16 protein-coding genes are annotated in these 14,016 nt (G+C 76.5%); 8 read left to right on the top strand and 8 right to left on the bottom strand.

What is annotated here, in order from left to right; all coding sequences use genetic code 11:
* Positions 1-44 precede the first annotated feature (44 nt).
* The gene (locus tag GCU67_RS11300) at positions 45-551 is read left to right on the top strand and encodes a hypothetical protein (protein ID WP_163611322.1); all 507 of its coding nucleotides are present in this window, start codon (positions 45-47) and stop codon (positions 549-551) included.
* A gap of 115 nt (positions 552-666) precedes the next feature.
* On the top strand, positions 667-882 hold the full coding sequence (locus GCU67_RS11305) for a hypothetical protein (RefSeq protein WP_163611323.1): 216 nt from the start codon (positions 667-669) through the stop codon (positions 880-882).
* A gap of 56 nt (positions 883-938) precedes the next feature.
* Here the strand turns inward: GCU67_RS11305 and GCU67_RS11310 are convergent, their stop codons facing one another.
* The 4 genes from GCU67_RS11310 to GCU67_RS11325 all read right to left on the bottom strand — a co-directional run bounded on the left by GCU67_RS11310 (position 939) and on the right by GCU67_RS11325 (position 3,846).
* Positions 939-1,262, bottom strand: a complete 324-nt coding sequence (locus GCU67_RS11310) for a DUF202 domain-containing protein (protein ID WP_163611324.1) — start codon at positions 1,260-1,262, stop codon at positions 939-941.
* A complete protein-coding gene (locus GCU67_RS11315) occupies positions 1,259-1,621 on the bottom strand; it encodes a DUF202 domain-containing protein (protein ID WP_163611325.1) in 363 nt (120 codons plus the stop codon). Before GCU67_RS11315 ends, GCU67_RS11310 begins: the two co-directional genes overlap by 4 nt.
* A gap of 96 nt (positions 1,622-1,717) precedes the next feature.
* The gene (locus tag GCU67_RS11320) at positions 1,718-2,263 is read right to left on the bottom strand and encodes a DUF2771 family protein (protein ID WP_338104938.1); all 546 of its coding nucleotides are present in this window, start codon (positions 2,261-2,263) and stop codon (positions 1,718-1,720) included.
* Complete coding sequence (locus GCU67_RS11325) at positions 2,260-3,846, bottom strand: MFS transporter (RefSeq protein WP_338104939.1); 1,587 nt, start codon at positions 3,844-3,846, stop codon at positions 2,260-2,262. Before GCU67_RS11325 ends, GCU67_RS11320 begins: the two co-directional genes overlap by 4 nt.
* Before the next feature lie 115 nt (positions 3,847-3,961).
* Between GCU67_RS11325 and GCU67_RS11330 the strand changes: the two genes are divergently transcribed.
* A complete protein-coding gene (locus GCU67_RS11330; RefSeq protein ID WP_163611326.1) occupies positions 3,962-4,774 on the top strand; it encodes a DUF3027 domain-containing protein in 813 nt (270 codons plus the stop codon).
* A 15-nt stretch (positions 4,775-4,789) separates the two neighbouring features.
* On the opposite strand, the gene GCU67_RS11335 is transcribed toward GCU67_RS11330, so the two are convergent.
* Positions 4,790-4,999, bottom strand: a complete 210-nt coding sequence (locus GCU67_RS11335) for a DUF2530 domain-containing protein (RefSeq protein ID WP_163611327.1) — start codon at positions 4,997-4,999, stop codon at positions 4,790-4,792.
* A 190-nt stretch (positions 5,000-5,189) separates the two neighbouring features.
* On the opposite strand from GCU67_RS11335, the gene GCU67_RS11340 reads away from it, so the two are divergent.
* The 5 genes from GCU67_RS11340 to thpR all read left to right on the top strand — a co-directional run bounded on the left by GCU67_RS11340 (position 5,190) and on the right by thpR (position 9,811).
* A complete protein-coding gene (locus tag GCU67_RS11340; protein WP_338104941.1) occupies positions 5,190-6,692 on the top strand; it encodes an NCS2 family permease in 1,503 nt (500 codons plus the stop codon).
* Between the two features lie 101 nt (positions 6,693-6,793).
* Positions 6,794-7,228, top strand: coding sequence for a MarR family transcriptional regulator (locus GCU67_RS11345; RefSeq protein ID WP_163611329.1), 435 nt, complete (start codon positions 6,794-6,796; stop codon positions 7,226-7,228).
* On the top strand, positions 7,225-8,631 hold the full coding sequence (locus GCU67_RS11350) for an MFS transporter (RefSeq protein WP_163611330.1): 1,407 nt from the start codon (positions 7,225-7,227) through the stop codon (positions 8,629-8,631). Before GCU67_RS11345 ends, GCU67_RS11350 begins: the two co-directional genes overlap by 4 nt.
* A 44-nt stretch (positions 8,632-8,675) precedes the next feature.
* Positions 8,676-9,218 carry a hypothetical protein gene (locus GCU67_RS11355; RefSeq protein WP_163611331.1) on the top strand — a complete coding sequence of 181 codons (543 nt, stop codon included), beginning with the start codon at positions 8,676-8,678 and terminating at the stop codon, positions 9,216-9,218.
* Between the two features lie 35 nt (positions 9,219-9,253).
* Positions 9,254-9,811, top strand: coding sequence for an RNA 2',3'-cyclic phosphodiesterase (gene thpR, locus GCU67_RS11360; protein WP_246214992.1), 558 nt, complete (start codon positions 9,254-9,256; stop codon positions 9,809-9,811).
* Positions 9,812-9,883: 72 nt separating this feature from the next.
* Here thpR and GCU67_RS11365 read toward each other — a convergent pair whose 3' ends face one another.
* The 3 genes from GCU67_RS11365 to GCU67_RS11375 are packed head-to-tail and all read right to left on the bottom strand — an operon-like array spanning position 9,884 to position 13,997.
* Positions 9,884-12,592 (bottom strand): FtsX-like permease family protein, encoded by a 2,709-nt coding sequence (locus tag GCU67_RS11365; RefSeq protein WP_163611332.1) that lies wholly within the window; start codon positions 12,590-12,592, stop codon positions 9,884-9,886.
* The gene (locus tag GCU67_RS11370) at positions 12,589-13,260 is read right to left on the bottom strand and encodes an ATP-binding cassette domain-containing protein (protein ID WP_163611333.1); all 672 of its coding nucleotides are present in this window, start codon (positions 13,258-13,260) and stop codon (positions 12,589-12,591) included. Before GCU67_RS11370 ends, GCU67_RS11365 begins: the two co-directional genes overlap by 4 nt.
* Positions 13,257-13,997 (bottom strand): ABC transporter ATP-binding protein, encoded by a 741-nt coding sequence (locus tag GCU67_RS11375; protein WP_163611334.1) that lies wholly within the window; start codon positions 13,995-13,997, stop codon positions 13,257-13,259. Before GCU67_RS11375 ends, GCU67_RS11370 begins: the two co-directional genes overlap by 4 nt.
* Positions 13,998-14,016 lie beyond the last annotated feature (19 nt).

The raw sequence follows: 14,016 nt of genomic DNA on the forward strand, positions 1-14,016 counted from the left end.
CGACCCGGGCTCCCTGGACGTGCCGGTCTGGGAGCATCGCCGCCGTGCCCGCCCTCGACGACCCGCAGACCCGCACCGACCTGGCCGCGCTCCGGGCCGGTGCGCTGCGCTGGCTGGGCGGCGGGGTGCTCGCCGTCGTCCTCGGGTTCGTGCTCGGCTCGGCCGTGATCCGGATCGCCGAGGACGGCGGCTCCCGGGTCCCCGGCGCCGGGCTGTTCGTCGTCGGGCTGGTGCTGGCCGGGACGGCGGCCGCCCTGGCCGGGCTCGGCTCGCTGCTGCGGGTGCGCCGGTGGACCGCCGGCCTGGCCCGCGAGCCCTGGCGCTCCGGCGTCCTGCGCATCGCGGGGCCGGCGATGCTGCACGTCGAGTCCGACGACGTCGACGAGCCGCTGCGGTTGCGGCTGATGTCCACGGCGGTGTGGCGCACCCGGGAGGTGCAGCGGCTGTCCGGCGCCGAGGTGCGCTGGGCGGAGGTCGCCCCGCAGGAGTGGGTGCTGTCCGCCGACGGCGCCGGCACGGTCTACGGCGCGCGCCCGGCCCGCCGCCGCTGACCCCTCCCAGCGACACGGGCGGGAGTGCGGGTGCACGCGGGCGCGGCTGTCCGGGATGATGGCACCGAGGCACCCGGGGAGCTGACCCGGGCACCGCACCGCAGATGGAGGCCCGATGTCGTCCAAGCGCAAGGACAAGCACGCCCACCTGGTCGAGCCGACCTGGGGGCAGTCGACGGGTGACGGCCCGCCGGTCACCGAGCTGCTCGGCGAGATGGCCGGTGGCCTCTCGCCGTTCGGCGAGGACCACGCCTTCCCGCTCCCCCCGGAGCGGCTGCGCTACGCGCACCCCACCGACCGGCCGAACCCCTCCGGTCGCGCGCGCGACTGACCTGCACCGCGCCGCCGCCGACCCGGACTCCGGGCCGGCGGTGGCGCGGCCGGCGGTCAGCCGGTGCGGACCACCAGGTCCGCCGCGAGGGCGCACACCGCGCACAGCACCACCAGCCCCGTGGCCACGGCCGCGAGCCGGGGCGCCCGGGCGTCTCCCGCGCGTCCGGCCGCCCGCTGCGCGGACCCGGCCCGGCGTCGGGTGAGCACACCCAGCACGACCAGCCCCGACGCGGCCACGACCGCAGCCAGGGCGAGCACCGCCGGGCGGCCGTGCACCGCCGCCGAGCGCAGCAGCAGCCCGGCCACCGCCAGCACCCCCAGCCCGGTCCGCTGCCAGGCCAGCACGGTCCGCGCCGGCTGGGTCTCCGCGGCGCTCACCCGCGGCCGATCTCGACCGCGACCAGCACGAGCAGCACCACCGCCAGCAGCGCGACCAGCCCGGTGACCCAGGCCGCCGCCGTGCTCACCGGCAGCGGCTCGTCCGCCGCGATCGCCCGCTCGTTGCGCCGGTACCGCCGGTGCCCGGCCACCGCCGTCACCCCGCCGGTCAGCACGAGCGCGACCGAGACCGCCGGGCCGCCCGCCGGGAGGCCGAGCTCCGGCACGAACTGGGTCATCGCCACCCCGCCCGCCACCAGGGCCAGCGCGGTGCGCAGCCAGGCCAGCAGGGTGCGCTCGTTGGCCAGGCTGAACCGGTGGTCCGGGTGCGGCGCGGGCGCGCGGTCGGGGGTCGACACGGCGGCCAGCGTAGGGGCGGGGCGGGGTGCTCCCGTGAGCCGCGGCGGTCCGCCGCGGAGCAGCGCGCCCGGTGCGGCCCCCGCAGCGGGGCCGGGTCAGCCGGTGGGGCTCGGGGAGGGGCTGGCCGTCGGCGTGTCGGCGGGGGTCTCGGACGGGCTGGTCGTCGGCGCGCCGGCGCCGGCCCGGATGACGCCGATCGGCCAGGCGCCGGACAGGCCGTTACAGGCCTCCGGGTCGGCGTCCTGCACGACCACGAGGTAGTACGTCGCCGGGACGACGTCAGAGGTGTTGATGTCGTCGAGGACGACGGTGCCGTCCTCGACCTCCACCTCGCCGATCCTGTCGTTCAACTGCTCGTCGAACACCTGCACGCCCCAGCCGGACGCGGCCACCTCGTCGGCCACGGTCAGGACGACGGTGGTGTCCGGGGCGACCGTCAGGATCGGTGCGGTCACCTGGTACCGCTCGCCCTCCCCGTCGCGGCAGTACTGGGTCGGGGAGACCGTCACCGGGTCGCCGCCGGCCTGCACCGTGACCGTCGGGACGGGCGCGGCCCGGCCGCCCGGCCCACCGCACCCGCTGAGCACCAGCAGCCCGCCGAGGAGCACCGCCCCCGTCGCCGCCCGTGCGGTGCTGCTCACGTCCGTGCCTCCTGCTCGGTGGTGGGGAGGACCCGGCGGCTGCGCAGGCTCCACAGGGTCAGGCCGACGGCGAGCACCAGCAGCGCCGCCGCGACGGTGAAGCCGATCCAGCCGGTGCTGGGCAGCCCGATCGCCAGCGCCCCGCCGACCACCCAGGCCAGCTGCAGCCAGGTCTCCGAGCGGGCGAACGCCGACGCGCGCAGCCGGTCGGGCACCTCCCGCTGGACGATCGCGTCGAGGGCGGCCTTGCCCAGCGCGTTGGTCACCGCGGCCACGAAGGCGACCAGGGCGGCCATCGGCAGACTGTAGAAGACGGCGGCCACCACGGTGATGGCGGCGGCCACCCCGGCGGCCACGAGCACCACCCGGTCGGGGCTGGCGGTGCGCAGCCGGGAGCCGGCCGCGGTGCCCAGGAAGCTCCCGACCCCCGCGGCGGCCGCCAGCGACCCGAGCGCGATCGTGGCCGGCCAGCCGTCGTCCACGGTGGCCTGCACCAGGAACGCGGCGAAGATGGTGAGAAAGCCGCTGAGCCCGCGCAGCGCCGCGGTGGCCCGCAGCGCGGTGACCACGTGCGGCGTGGTCGCCCGGCGCCGGCCGGGCAGCTCGATCGGGGTGGTGCGCAGGACGTCGGCGGGGTCCTCGCCTGCCGGGACGTCGACGTGCGCGGGCAGCCGCACCGCCAGCACGGCGGCGACGGTGAACACCGCGGCGGTCGCGCCCAGCTCCCAGCCGAACCCGAGCAGCCAGGCCAGCCCGGCCCCGAGCCCGCCGGCCACCCCGCCGGCGGCCAGTCCGAACACCGACATCCGGGCGTTGGCCGAGGTCAGCGACAGGGCCGGGGGCAGGACCCGGGGGACCACCGCGCCCCGCAGCACGTTGAAGCCCTTGCTCAGCACCAGCACCCCGAGGGCGGCCGGGTACAGCGCCAGGTCGTCGTGGTGCACGGCCATCACGACCGCCAGCACCGCCCGCGCGGCCAGACTCCCGGCGAGCGCCCAGCGGCGGCCCCGCTGCAGGCGGTCCAGGGCCGGGCCGATGACCGGCGCGACGACCGCGAACGGGGCCATCGTCACCAGCAGGTACAGCGCGACGTTGCCGCGCTGGGCGTCGGCCGCGGCGGCGAAGAACAGCGTGCCGGCCAGCGAGACGGCGATCATCGCGTCCCCGGCGACGTGCAGCGCGTTGACGCCGAGCAGGCCGGACAGCCCGCTGTCGCCCGCGCCGTCGGCCCGGCTGGCCGTCCGCACCCGCCGCACCGCCGCGCCGCTGAGCTCCCGCGACCGGGCGGCGGCCACCCGGGTGACGGTCAGCCGCGGCGGCCGGGCCCCGAGCGCGGGCGCCGTCCCGGAGGGTGCGGTGGCCTCGGGTGCGACGGCGTGCGGGGTGGTGTCCACGCCGGGCGTGCCCGCCGGCGGGACGGCGGTCGGCCGAGTGGCGACGGCGTCACCCGGGGCGCCGACGACCGGCAGCGGGCGGGTCTGCATGCGGCGGATGCCCAGCGGTGAGGTCTCCACGCCCGGCTCGGGCTGCCGCCGCGTCGTCCGCCGCCGCAGCCGCGCGCGGGGGAGCGGGGAGTCGGGCACCGGCACATCGTGCCGCAGCCCGCTGTGTCCCACGCCGGGCCCGCTCCTGCGACCCGGACCGGGGGCTGCGACGCGCGCCCGCCGCACGCTTGGTGCCATCGGCGACAATGGCGGTGTGTCCGACTCCGCTGCCTCCGCCGCCGCCCCAGGACCCGCACCCGAGGAGGTGCTGGCCGCCGCGGTCGAGCTGGCCCGCGCCGCCGCCGTCGACGTCGCCGGTGACCCGGCGGTGGTCGGTGAGCACCTCGGCACCCACACCGAGCCGGTCGCGGACGACGCCGACCCGGCCCTGGGCATGGTGCTCACCCACTCCTTCGCCGCCGGCCTGCCCGGCTACCTGGGCTGGCACTGGGCGGTGACGCTGGCCGTCGTCCCCGGCGACGAGCACCCCACCCTCGACGAGGTCGTGCTGCTGCCCGGTGACTCCGCGCTGCTCGCCCCGGCCTGGGTTCCCTGGCACGAGCGGCTGCGCCCGGGCGACCTGTCGGTCGGCGACGTGCTGCCCTCCACCGAGGACGACGCGCGCCTGGTGCCCACCTACCTCGCCGACGACGACTCCGCCGAGGACCCGTCCGGCCGCGTGGTCGCCGAGGAGCTCGGCATCGGCCGCGAGCGGGTGCTGTCGGTCGAGGGCCGCCGCGAGGCCGCCGAGCGCTGGCGGGAGAGCGAGTTCGGACCGGCCTCCGCGATGGCCCGGCACGCGCCCGGCCCCTGCTCGACCTGTGGCTTCTACCTCCCGCTCGCCGGCTCCCTGCGGCTGTCGCTGGGCGCCTGCAGCAACGGGTTCTCCCCGGCCGACGGACGCGTCGTCACCGCCGACTACGGCTGCGGCGCGCACAGCCAGGCCAGCTTGGAGCGCACGACCGGCGAACCGGCGGAGTTCGTCCCCACCGCGCGCTACGACACCGCCGACTTCGACGTCCTCTGACGTCGGAGCGCGCGACTAGCGCTGGCCCTGCCAGCGCATGAGGGCCAGGCCCAGGCCGGGGAGGACGACACCGGCGACGCAGGTCCAGGTCCACACGCGGTCGACGTCGTCGCCGACCAGCAGCAGCACCACCAGCGCGACCGCCCACAGGGCGGTGCCGGCCAGGACGACCCGCACGGTGTCGACCTGCAGGGGTGGCGGGGACGGGCGGGTCGGTGCGGGCACGTCCCGACCCTAGGCGCTGGACACCCGGTCGGAACGCCGGTGTGACCCGGCGGGGTCGGTACGTGTGGCACGCTGTCGCCGCTCGCAGCCAACCACGCCGGGCGGTCCGCCGGGGAGCCACCTCGCGCGACCGGTCGCCGGCGCCGTTCCAAGGGGTCCCCCGATGCCCAGCAGGTCCCGTCCCGTCCGCGTGCCCGCACGCACCGGCAGCACCGCGGTGGGGGCCCCCACGGGTCCGGACGCACCCGCGGCCCGGCGCAGCGCCGGCCCCACCATGCGACCGAAGAACGGCCTCGACCGGTACTTCCAGGTCACCGCCCGCCGCTCGACGGTCGGGCGCGAGGTCCGCGGTGGGCTGACCACCTTCTTCACGATGGCCTACATCGTGGTGCTCAACCCGATCATCCTGTCCGGCGCCGACATCAACGGGAACACGCTGGGCTTCGAGTCCGTCGCCGCGGTGACCGCGCTGGTCGCCGGCGTGCTCACGATCGCCATGGGCATCGTGGGCCGTTACCCGCTGGCCCTGGCCACCGGCCTGGGCATCAACGCGATCGTCGGGGTCTACGCCGCCACCCAGCTCACCTGGCCCGAGATCATGGGCTTGGTCGTGCTCGAGGGCCTGCTGATCCTGGTGCTGGTGCTCACCGGCTTCCGCCGCGCGGTGTTCACCGCCATCCCCGCGCAGCTGAAGACGGCGATCGCCGTCGGCATCGGCTTCTTCCTCACCATCATCGGGCTGGCCGACGCCGGCATCATCCGCCCGGGCAACCCGCTGATCAGCTTCGGCGTCAACGGGTCGCTGGCCGGCTGGCCGATGCTCACCTTCGTCGTCGGCCTGCTGCTGACCAGCGTGCTCGTGGTCCGCAAGGTGCGCGGGGCGCTGCTGATCGGCATCGTCGCCACCACGGTCTTCGCCATCGTCGTCGAGGCGATCGCCGACGTCGGCCCGCGCGTCGGCCCCGACGGCGCCGTGGCCGACGCGCACGGCTGGGCGCTGCAGGTGCCGACCTGGCCCGGGCAGGTCTTCGACGTCCCGGACCTGTCGCTGATCGGCAACTTCTCGCTGTTCGGCGGCTTCGACCGGATCGGGCTGCTCGCCGCCGTCCTCATCGTCTTCTCGATCATGATCGCCGACTTCTTCGACACGGTCGGCACCATCACCGCCGTCGGCGCGGAGGGCGACCTGCTCGACGAGGACCGCAACCTGCCGCGCTCCCAGCCGGTGCTGCTGGTCGACTCGCTGGCCGCCGCGGCCGGTGGCGCGGCCAGCGTCTCGTCGAACACCACCTACATCGAGAGCGCAGCCGGCGTCGGCGACGGCGCCCGCACCGGGCTGGCCAGCGTGGTGACCGGCGTGCTGTTCCTGGTCGCCACCTTCTTCACCCCGCTGGTGCAGGTGGTCCCCTCCGAGGCCGCCGCCCCGGTGCTGGTGATCGTCGGCGCCATGATGATCAGCCAGATCCGGGACCTCGAGTGGGGCGACATGTCCCTGGTCATCCCGGCCTTCCTGACCATCGCGCTGATGCCGTTCACCTACTCGATCACCAACGGCATCGGCGCCGGGGTGGTCAGCTACGTGCTGCTGCGGGTCGCCACCGGCCGCGGCCGTGACGTGCACCCGCTGATGTGGGTGGTGGCCGTCGTCTTCGTCGTCTACTTCGCGCTGGAGCCGATCCAGCAGCTGCTCTGAGGAAGGACCCCCTTGCCCCTCGCAGGCCCGGGGCGGGCCCCTGGGGGGCCGGGGGAGACGGATCGTTAGGCAGGCTTCGGACTTCGACTAAGGTGGGGCCTGTGACACGGACGACGCTGGACACCGCGGCGCTCGCCCACGACCTGCGGCTGGCGGTCATGCGCCTGTCCCGCCGGCTGCGCAACCAACGGGTGGACACCACGGTCACGCTCACCCACCTGGCCGCGCTGTCGACGCTGAAGCGCCATGGGCCGATGAGCCCGGGCGAGCTGGCCGCCCACGAGCGGGTGCAGCCGCCGTCGATGACCCGGGTCGTCGTCGCCCTGGAGTCCCAGGGCCTGGTCACCCGGACGCCGCACGCCACGGACGGGCGGCAGGTCGTCATCGGCCTGACCCCGGCCGCGGAGGAGCTGCTCACCGAGGAGGTGCGCGCCCGCGAGGCGTGGCTGTCCGGGCAGCTGCAGCAACTGACCGCCGAGCAGCGTGAGGTGCTGCGCCAGGCCGCGGTGATCATGGACGAGCTCGCCAGTGGGTGACGTCGACGGCTGCTGACCCCGCACCCCGCGCCGGCTCGTTCCGGGCGCTGCGCGCACACAACTTCCGGCTCTACGTCTCGGCCAACCTGGTCAGCCAGACCGGCACCTGGATGCAGCGCATCGGCCAGGACTGGCTGGTGCTGCAGCTGTCCGGGGACAGCGGCGTCGCGCTGGGCGTCACCACCGCCCTGCAGTTCGGGCCGAGCCTGTTCTTCAGCTTCTACGGCGGCGTGCTGGCCGACCGCTACGACAAGCGCCGGCTGCTGATGGCCACCCAGGCGGTGATGGGCGTGCTCGCCCTCGGCCTGGGGCTGCTGGTCGCCACCGACGCCGCCGTGCTCTGGCACGTCTACCTGCTGGCGCTGCTGGTCGGGGTGGTGTCCTCGCTGGACACCCCGGTGCGGCAGTCGTTCGTCTCGGAGATGGTCGCGCCCGAGCTGCTGGCCAACGCGGTCAGCCTCAACTCCACGGTCTTCAACGCAGCCCGGCTCGTGGGGCCGGCGGTGGCCGGTGGGCTGATCGCGCTGTCCGGTGGCAACACCGCGCCGGCGTTCCTGGTCAACGCCGCCAGCTTCGCCACCACGATCGCCGCGCTCGCGCTGATGCGTGCCGACGAGCTCGACCCGAGCCCACCGGCCCCGCGCTCCCGGGGGCAGCTGCGGCAGACGCTGGCCTACACCCGCCAGCACCCCGACCTCATGCTGGCGATGGGCCTGGCCTTCACGCTCGGGACGTTCGGGTTCAACTCCCAGATCACCATCGCGCTGATGGCCCGCGAGGTGTTCGGACTCGGCGCCGGGGCGTTCGGCCTGCTGTCGACCGCCTACGCCGTCGGCTCGCTGTCCGGTGCGCTGCTGTCCACCCGGCGCAGCACCCGCCCGCTGCAGCGGTTCCTGATCGTCTCCGCAGTGGCCTTCGGGGTGCTGCTGGTGGTGAGCGGGCTGATGGGCAACTACTACGCCTTCGCCGCCCTGCTCATCCCCACGGGTGCGGCCGCGCTGGTGTTCAGCGTGGCGTGCAACAGCTTCGTGCAGCTGGGCGTCGAGCCGCAGTGGCGTGGCCGGGTGCTGGCGCTGTACTTCATGGCGTTCCTGGGCGGGACCCCGATCGGTGCCCCGCTGATCGGCTTCGTCTCCGAGCGGCTGGGTGCGCCCTGGGGGCTGATCAGCGGCGGGCTGGTGTGCGTCGTCGTCTCGATCGCCGCCGGCGCGGTGCTGGCCCGCGGCCGCCGGGTGCGGCTGGAGATGCACGTCCTGCCGCCGCGGCTGCAGCTGCACGTGGCCGCGACCGCACCGCCGGACCGGGTCGCCGTGCTGGCCGAGGAGGCCGACGGCGGCGTGCCCGCCGAGGCGGTCACCGGCGAGCGGGTGGCACCAGATCCAGCTCATCGACCGTCGCACTGAGCGTCGGCGTGGTGACTCGGCGCTGACGGCGATACCGTCGCTGGGTGCCCCCACCAGGGTCGGTCTCCGAACACGCCGGGGCGTCGCTGCTGCCCCTCGGCGGCGCCGCCGCGCTCTTCGTCGTGGCCGCCGTCCTCCTCGCCCTGGTGATCCGCCTGCTGATCCGGATGATCCGGTCCACCGCCGCCGCGGACGAGCCGCCTCCGCCACCGCCGCGCCCGGCTCCGTCGCCGCCCCGGGTCGCCGGGCCGGCCACCCCGCGGCCGGCCGCCGCAGGCCACCACCCGGTCGGCCGCCGCAGCCCCGGTACGGGAGCCCAGCGCGCCGTCACCGGCCCGCGCCGGCCGCTGCAGGTGGTCGCCGCCGACCTGCGCCGGCTCACCGGCGAGCTGTCGATGGTGCCCGGTGGGCTGTCCGCCGAACGCCGTCGCGACCTGCTGGCCGCCTACGACGACGTTCTGATGGAGGCCGCGGACCTGCTCCAGGTGCCGCACCGGCTGCGCACCGAGCCGCCGGCGACCCGGGAGCTGGAGCGGCTCCGGCTGCTCAGCCAGCTCGAGGCCGCGGGCCTGGTGGTGTCCGGCTGACCGAGCCGGCTCCCCGCACGGGCGGCCGGCTCTTCCTGGCCGTCGACCCGCCCCCGGCCGCGGTCGCCGACCTCGACCGCGCACTCGTCCCGCTCCGCGCGGCACCCGGCGCTCCGCGCTGGACCCCGCCCGCGCGCTGGCACCTCACCCTCGTCTTCCTCGCTGAGGTCCCCGCCCCGCTGCTCGCGCCGCTGACCGCCACGGTGGGCTCGGCGGTCGCCGGTGCGCCGGCGCTGTCGCTGCAGCTGGCCGGGGCCGGCCGGTTCGGCTCCCGGCGCCGTCCCGCGGTCTGCTGGGCGGGGCTGGCCGGGGACGTCGCCGGGCTGACCGCGCTGGCCGGGCGGCTGGCCGACGCGGCCCGCGGCGTGGGGCTGCCCGTGGAGGACCGGCCGTTCCGGGCGCACCTGACCCTGGGCCGCTGGCGCGCCGGACAGGACGCCGATGCCGACCTGCCCGAGCGACTGGCCGGGTACCGCGGCCCGGTGTGGACCGCGCCCGAGGTGGTGCTGTGGCGCAGCCACCTGGGCCCCACGCCGCGCTACGAGCGGGTCACCGCCTGGCCCCTCGGGGTGGGCCGGGATCAGGTCACCTGATCGTGCCTGCTCCTGGCTCAGTGCAGGAGGTGAGCCAGGAGCACGTGGGGTGAGCCCGGACGGTCTCCTCCGTCAGGCGTCCTCGCGCAGCACCGACGCCGGGTCGGCCCGGTCGGCGGCCCGCTGGGCGTAGAGCGCGGCCAGACCGGCCACGACCAGGACGACGACCACGCTGCCGGCCAGCGCCGACCACGGGACGTCGAGCAGCGGGGTGGGCGGCCGGAGCAGGTCGACGTCCAGCCGCCGGTACACCAGCGCGACGGCGCCGGCCGCGAGCGCGCCGCCCAGCAGCGAGCCGACGACGGCCACTCCGGCCAGCTCGACCACCAGGGAGCGCAGGTGCGCGGCCCGGGTGAGGCCGAGCCGGCGGGCCATCACGTAGCCCGACACCCGGGTGCGCGAGCGGGCCTCCAGGTACAGCAGCAGGCCGCCGACGGCGATCACCCCGACGAAGACGGCGAGGGCGGAGAGGTAGCCGAAGGTCCAGGTGATGCCCAGGAAGTTGGCCCGCTCCTGCACGCCGGCCGGGTCGAGCGTGCGGATGTTCATCGCGCCTGCCCCGGCGAGGGCGTCCACGGCGCCGGACAGGTCCTCGCGCACCCACAGCTCGGCGGAGCGTGCGGCGCCGGCGGACCGCTCGATCTCCGGCAGCCGGTCCGCCGCCACGAGCACGACCGGGTCGGCGGTGCGCCGGCCGGGCAGCACCCGGGCCTCCGCGACCACCTGGGCCGGCACCTCGGTGCTGCCCAGCCGCAGGTCGGGGTCGCCGAGGGACAGCCCTGCGGCGACGACCGGCAGCCGGCCGTCGACCTCGGGCCCCCGGAGGGCGGCCATCAGGTCCGGCAGCGAGGCGTCGGCGAAGGAGTCGTCCCAGAACGCGGTGCCGGCGAAGTCGGCGGGGTCGACGGCGAGCACCTGGACGTCGGGGCGGCCGCGGGTCGTGCTGTCCGCCGCTGCACCCTCGGCCGCGCTGCCGTCGTAGCGGAGCAGGTAGGTGCCGGCGGCCACGACCTCCGCTGTCGGTTCGATCCGGGTGACGGTCGTGGCGGCCGCCGCCGCGCCGATCTGCACGCCGACCTTGGCGTCCAGCGTCGTCTGGGAGCTGGCGGTCAGCGTCGCGGTGTACCCCAGGACGGCGACCGGCAGGGTGACGGCGACCAGCAGCGTGCCGGTGGCCAGCCGGGCCGCGGTGAGCCGGTTGACGGCGAGGAAGACGGCGGGGGAGCGGTGGCCGGCCCAGCGGCGCAGCCGGGGGAGCAGCGCGATGACCCCCCGGCCGAGCAGCACCGCGGTACCGGCGATGGCCAGCAGCGGGAAGGCGACCAGCAACCCGTTGACCTGCGCGACGTGGCCGACGCTCACGATCGCCTCGCGGCTCTGCAGCAGGACCCAGCAGACGGCGGCGGCGACGAGCAGCAGCAGTTCCCACGGCACCCGCGACGGCCAGCGGGCGGCGGTCCCCAACGGCCGTTCCGCGGTGCTGCGCGCCCGGAGCCCGGCGACGACCGACGCCGCGCCGAGACCGACCACGAACGCGGCCGCCCCGGCCCAGGCTGCAACGGTGGTGGCCGCGGGGTCGAGGTCGTCGGCCGGACCCAGCCCGGCGATGAGCAGCCGGGACGCCGTCCACCCCAGCGCGGCGCCGGCCAGCGCGGGCAGGGCCAGCTCCAGGGCGGCCTTGCCGGCCAGCGGCACCGGGCCCACCCCGCGGGCGGCCAGCAGCCGGACCTCGGTGGCCCGGCGGTCGGCCCAGAAGCTGCCGGCGGCGGCGACCAGGACGAGGGCCAGCAGCGCGCCGGCGACGGCGACCGGGACCACCGGTCCGCGGAGCCCGGACTGGATGAGCTGGGCCCGGTCGACGACGGCGGCCAGCCGGTCGTTGGGCACGGCCACGGCCGGGGCCGACGACGTCCGGTCGGGCAGCGGCAGCCCGGAGTCGGCGATGAGGCGCTGCTGGGTCTCGAGCAGTCGGCGGACACCGCTGACCGACAGGGCCGAGGCGTCCACGGGCACCTGCTGCAGCCGGACGGCACCGCCGAGCGAGGCCGTGGCGAGCCGGTAGAAGGTCGGCTCGTCGGTGGTGAGCAGCACGGCCGGCGGTGCGCGGTTGGCCGAGGCCTCGTTGGAGAACAGCAGCCGGTGGTCGCACCAGTACCGGTCGTCGGCGTTGGCGACGGCGAGGTCGCGGTACACCCCGGCGACAGGTGCCCGCTGGTCCCCGAAGGACAGCACGTCACCCACGGACAGACCCTCCTGGCCGGCCACCGTCTCCGGGACCCAGACCCCCGCCCCGCTCCCACGGTCGACCACCTCGACGTGGTCCAGGGCCGCCGGGCGCTGGAAGAGGGTGAACGGCTGGGACAGGGCCGCGCCGTCGGGGCCGAGCACCTCGATGCCCGGTGAAAAGGGCTCCGAGGACCCGATCCTGGCGGTGGCCAGCACCGGTTCGGCGTCCAGTCCGGCGTCGGCCCAGGCCTCGAGCAACGACTCGTCGGCCGCGGGACGGGTGCTGCCGTCGCCGCCGTCCTGCGGCCTGCCCTGCTCGTCGACCAGGGCGGAGTCGACCCCGGTCTGCGGGCGGGCCACCTCCTCGCACCGCTGCGAGAGCTGCTGCTGGAGGGCCGCGGACCGCGCCGCGGACAGGAACAGCGGGGCCGAGGCCACCGCGCAGGCCAGGATCGCCGAGGTCACCAGCACCGCGATGACCGCGGCCGGCTGGCGCAGCCCGAGCAGCGGCGCCCTCGTCCACGGCGCCAGCCGCCACAGCGGGGGCCGGCTCACGCGGGGGGCCCGTCGGTGAGGGAGCCGTCGCGCATCGACAGCACCCGGTCGGCACGGGCCCAGGCCAGCTCGTCGTGGGTGGCGACCAGCACGGCCGCGCCCGCGCGGGCGGCGGCGCCGACCGCGTCGAGCAGCCGGTCGGCGTTGTCGCGGTCCTGGTGGGCGGTGGGCTCGTCGGCGAGCAGCACCGCCGGGCGCAGGAGCAGGGCGCGCGCGACGGCGACCCGCTGCTGCTCGCCCAGTGAGGCCTGGTGCGGGTACCGGTCGGCGAGGTGGTCGACGCGGAAGTCGGTCAGCAGCGCTCCGGCCCGGGCCTCCTCGGCAGCGGTGGTGCCGCGCAGTCGGGCGGGCAGCAGCACGTTGTCGGCGAGGCTGAGGTCGGCGACCAGCCCGAGCGCCTGCGGGACCAGCGCCAGCTCCGGCCAGCCCAGCGAGACCGGTGACCGGCCGGCCAGCGGGCCGAGGTAGCTCAGCCGGCCCTCGTCGGCGGTCTCCCAGCCGCACAGCAGCGCCAGCAGGGTGCTCTTGCCCGAGCCGGAGGGGCCCACGAGCGCCACCAGCTCCCCGGCGTCCACGTGCAGGTCGACGCCGGCCAGCGCGGTGACCGTCTCCGCGCCGCGGGAGAACCGCTTCACCAGCCCGGTGCCGGCGAACCCGCCGGCGCTCACGCGTCCACCAGCCGGCCGTGGTCGAGCCGGACGAAGCCGTCGGCGATGGCCATCACCCGCGGGTCGTGGGAGGACAGGACGAAGGCGACGCCGGCCGCGGCGAGGTCCTCCATCGCGGCCAGCACCAGCTCGGCGGCCGCGGTGTCCAGCTCGGCGGTCGGTTCGTCGGCGACGACCAGGGCCGGGTCGCCGACCACGCCGCAGGCCACCGCGAGACGCTGCTGCTCACCGCCGGACAGCTGCGCGGGGTGGTGGCCGGCGCGACCGGCCAGCCCGAGCCGGTCCAGCAGCGCCACGGCGTCGTCCTCGGTGACGGGTGCGCCGCGCAGCGACGCGGCCAGCCGGACCTGGGCGACGGCGTCGAGGTAGGGGAGGAGGTTCTCGCCCGGCCGCTGGAAGAGGTAGGCGACCTGCCGCTGGCGCAGCCGGCGACGGCCCCGGGCGCCGAGCCGGTCGACCCGCTGGCCGGCGACGTGCACCTCGCCGGTGTCGGGGGAGTCGATGCAGGCCAGCAGCCGCAGCAGCGAGGACTTCCCCGACCCGGACGGCCCGACCACCACGGTCACCTGCGCGCGGGGGATCGACAGCGTGACGTCGTCCAGCGCGGTCACCGACTCGGTCGCCGTCCGGTAGGTCTTGCCCACCCCGCGGCAGGTGGCGGCCGCGGCGGGGGCGGCGGCGGGGACGGGGGCGTCCAGCGGGTCGGCGGCGAAGCGGGAGCCCTCGTGGTCGCTCATCGGAGCCAGAGCCTAGGTG

It is taken from the genome of Modestobacter muralis, assembly GCF_010682105.1.
In the GTDB taxonomy this organism is placed as follows: Bacteria; Actinomycetota; Actinomycetes; order Mycobacteriales; family Geodermatophilaceae; genus Modestobacter; species Modestobacter muralis.